4 protein-coding genes are annotated in these 2,804 nt (G+C 55.4%); 2 read left to right on the top strand and 2 right to left on the bottom strand.

Going from position 1 to position 2,804, the window contains the following annotated elements:
- Positions 1-45: 45 nt before the first annotated feature.
- Together ACZRKZ_RS27645 and ACZRKZ_RS27650 are read left to right on the top strand one after the other, a co-directional pair.
- On the top strand, positions 46-597 hold the full coding sequence (locus tag ACZRKZ_RS27645) for a GNAT family N-acetyltransferase (RefSeq protein ID WP_071667625.1): 552 nt from the start codon (positions 46-48) through the stop codon (positions 595-597).
- Positions 594-1,553 (top strand): tyrosine-type recombinase/integrase, encoded by a 960-nt coding sequence (locus tag ACZRKZ_RS27650; RefSeq protein ID WP_047741493.1) that lies wholly within the window; start codon positions 594-596, stop codon positions 1,551-1,553. The genes ACZRKZ_RS27645 and ACZRKZ_RS27650 overlap by 4 nt, the downstream gene beginning before the upstream one ends.
- A gap of 14 nt (positions 1,554-1,567) precedes the next feature.
- On the opposite strand, the gene ACZRKZ_RS27655 is transcribed toward ACZRKZ_RS27650, so the two are convergent.
- Both ACZRKZ_RS27655 and ACZRKZ_RS27660 read right to left on the bottom strand, forming a co-directional pair.
- A complete protein-coding gene (locus tag ACZRKZ_RS27655) occupies positions 1,568-1,864 on the bottom strand; it encodes a hypothetical protein (protein ID WP_047741491.1) in 297 nt (98 codons plus the stop codon).
- Positions 1,865-1,896: 32 nt separating this feature from the next.
- Positions 1,897-2,076 (bottom strand): hypothetical protein, encoded by a 180-nt coding sequence (locus tag ACZRKZ_RS27660; protein ID WP_217648984.1) that lies wholly within the window; start codon positions 2,074-2,076, stop codon positions 1,897-1,899.
- Positions 2,077-2,804 lie beyond the last annotated feature (728 nt).

Raw genomic sequence — 2,804 nt, forward strand, 5'->3', positions numbered from 1 at the left:
TGGTGATAAAATAGGTTATCACCACTTTTAGAGGCAGAAGGGCGCATGGCACTTTTTGACCCCATCCGCGACTATTTCCATAGACGCCAAGCCAAAATTCTGAATGAACAAGCCTCCCGCGTTCACCTGGTGAATCGACGGCAGGAATCCCATCGCGGCAACTTTGTTTTTCCCGGTACCGACTTTGTGGATGACATCGAGGTCGGTGGCCAGCGCGTCGGATATGTCAGCTACGGCATCAATCCGCTGGATGACCGCGTGTACATCAACAAGATTGACATCGAGCTGCAACATCAGCGCCAAGGGTTTGGCTTGGGGGTGCTTTGGTGCCTTTGGCTTAAGCACCAGGTGCCCATCGTGCCGCTTTACCAGTACGGCGCCTCTAACGGATTCTGGAGCCTGGCTCGTCAGCGGTTCTTGGCAGCCGGTGCGCTGATAGAAGATCAACTGCGCACTGACACTGAGCTTGATGCCGCCAAACAGCGCTGGCAGCATCTGGTGCCCGAGCTGGCACACGAGCGGCAGATCCGCGAGATGATGGCCTCGCCGGATTGGCCCGAGATCGAGGCTGGGTTCATAGCGAGGCAGAAGTTATGAGCGAGCTCGTCAGTTCGGGCGGCGCCGGTGGACGTCGACTAACTTCCGCTGAGTTCCAGCAGTTGGCCAGTGTGCCAGCTGCAGTCGAGTGGTTTGCCAATATCGACAACCCACGTACCCGACGTGCCTATCAGAATGACCTGGAAGACTTCTGCAGCTTTGTCGGCCTCACCGGCGCCGATGAGTTCCGTGCTGTTACTCGCGCACATGTACTGGCATGGCGTGCCCAGCTGGAAACTCGGGGCCTGGCCGGGGCCACGATCCGGCGCAAACTGGCCGCGCTGGCCAGCCTGTTCGATCATCTCCTGGAGAACAATGCCGTTGCCGGTGGGAACCCTGTGCATGGGGTCAAGCGACCCAAGATCGAAACCAACGAAGGGAAAACGCCGGCACTCGGTGACGACCAGGCTAAAAGGTTGCTGGACGCTCCTGATACAGAAACCGTGAAGGGAGTGAGGGATCGGGCGATCCTGGCTGTATTGCTGTACCACGGGCTTCGACGGGAAGAGGCGGCAAGACTGACAACGAGTGACCTGGTGGAGCGCCGAGGCATAAAGCATCTTCGGGTGCATGGGAAGGGGAAGAAAATTCGCTTCCTCCCACTCCACCCAGTTGCTGCTGAGCGGATCTATGCGTACCTGGAGCTCGACAGTGCCCGAGATACATCATCGGGACCGCTATTCCGTTCCGTCCGGGGCAAAACCACCGGTGCTGGAGTTACAGCGAATGGGCTTTATACGGTGGTGGCGTATTGGGCGCGTGTTGCTGGCATCGAGGTCGACGGCCTGGGCGTGCATGGGTTGCGCGCTACGGCCGCGACAAACGCCCTGGACCATGATGCTGACATCGCGAAGGTTCAGATGTGGCTGGGTCACGCGAACATCAGCACAACGCGACTGTATGATCGGCGCGGCCAGCGGCCGGAGGATTCACCTACGTATAAGGTTAAGTATTGAGTACGAACTCATAGTCAAGCCGGGAGGCTGACAAAAACTGGGAAGTTAACCGCCGAAGCGCAAACTTCAGCACTTTCGTCGCAATCCCAGCAACCGCGATCATCGTCCCATGCGACAGGACTAATACACCCTGCAGTTTCCATTTCTACTTCACCAGCTTCGTTCAATGTCACGGCATAGACTTCACCATCTTCGAGGAAGATGGCCCCGCCGTCAGGCAGACGTAGCGCCTTGCCCGGTTGGCTATGGAGCACGGCGGTGTAAGCCGAATACATCGCATCAAAGGTCAGATGTTTAGGTGATAGGTTCATAGCTTTTTTCCTTGGTCAGCTTGTCACTGTTACTACCTAATTTCTGAGAGCACCTTGCGGGCAGTATCAGTTGCGTCCAATCCCTTTACCCAAGATTGCTGTATGTGAAAGGTCTGGGCTTCCACCACGCCTGATGCGTCTGAATAGCTGATCTCCATTGATTCAGCGAGCTGCTGGACAACAGCCGTTTCCCATTCGGAATAATTATTCATCGCCTTCTCCATCTTTGAACACACCTTCGCTGCAATCGTCGAGAAGGACCGGCGACTATCAATCCCGGCCCTGCCCTTGCTGTATGTGGTTAAGAAGCTGGCTGCTTGTCACAGGCCCAACTGCCGAGCGCCCAGTTGGTGTTCGCTCCGTCAGGTACCACTGCCAGCTCAAGCGAGCAGACAGCTTGCCCTGGGGCTTTGGTAGTTGCTGTAGCTGTGTACAAATCCTGCTTGGTGATTGTCACGTCTACTACAGAAGCATCGACACCGTAGAACTGGGAAGCGAAGGAGGCAGCGGTCGACGCTGGCGTGCTCTCGTTTGGAGCTTGTGCATGAGCAGCTTGCGCGGTAGCTGTAACGACCTGCAAACGAAAACGTTCCGACCTGCAATCAGCGCCGTTTTCGACCAGGATTAACTGCGACTGTCCGGCCCGGCAAACCAGCGTTAGCTGCGAATGAACCTGCATTGATCCACACCGACCTGCATTCCATCGTCGCCAACCAGCATTAACTGCAAGTCAGAGGATCTTGTGGGTAGGGATCACAGGTTTCGACGCAGACTTAATGCCATGTTTACCAACGAGCGGATTCCCCGGAATTTTTGTCACATTATGAGCTTGATGAATCCTTTGCATGTCTTAAATTAAATAACGGGTTAAGTGACAATTTTTGACGGCCAGAGCTTTCCGACTCAAACTGTCACATAATCGAACGTATATGTGACAGGT

Source organism: Pseudomonas sp. c313 (assembly GCF_055407145.1).